Annotated in this window: 1 protein-coding gene; it reads left to right on the forward strand. The window is 57.1% G+C overall.

Annotated features, from left to right (window positions below):
- On the forward strand, nucleotides 1-749 hold a 749-nt coding region (locus ACIPUD_RS39820; protein ID WP_446482999.1), incomplete at both ends, for a gamma-glutamyltransferase.

Consider the following 749-nt stretch of genomic DNA (forward strand, 5'->3'; position numbering starts at 1 on the left):
TACGGAACGATGTCATTTGGAGATGTCGCGAGCTTCGCCGTGCGCTTCGCGCGGGAGGGCTTTGTCGTATATCCTTTCTTGGCCGAGCAGCTTCAGCTCGTGGCGCACAAGAATGCGCGCTGGCCGTCCAATCGAGAGATCTATCTCCCGGGAGGAAAGAGCCCGGCTGTCGGTGATATCTTCATCCAAAGCGATCTCGCGCGAAGTCTGCAATATATGATCGATGAGGAAGCTGCCGTCGTCGGCCGCGGCGGCGACCGGATCAGGGGACTACAGGCGGCACGGGATGCCTTTTATTGCGGCGACCTGATGCGCGTAATTACAAATTTTCATGCCGAGAATGGCGGGTTACTTACCGAGCAGGACATGGCGACGTATCGTGTCAAGCTGGCGCCGACCGTCTCGACCAAATTCGGCGATCTCGACGTGCACTCGTGCGGATTCTGGAGTCAGGGTCCGGCCTTGCTGCAGGCGATCAATATTCTGAAAGGCTTCGATCTTAGTTCCCTCGGCCACAATCAGGCCGAGTACGTTCACGTCGTCGCCGAAGCACTCAAGCTTGTTTTTGCGGATCGCGAAGCATTTTACGGCGATCCCGACGTAATCCATGTGCCGGCAGAAATGCTGCTATCGCGGGAATACGCCGAGATGCGCCGAATGCTGATCCGAAAAAATACCGCATGGCCGGAACTTCCACCCGCTGGAAACAACGTCAAGAGCTCCACGGCTACACACCACGAGGGAGAGGA

Source organism: Bradyrhizobium sp. CAR08 (assembly GCF_052871955.1).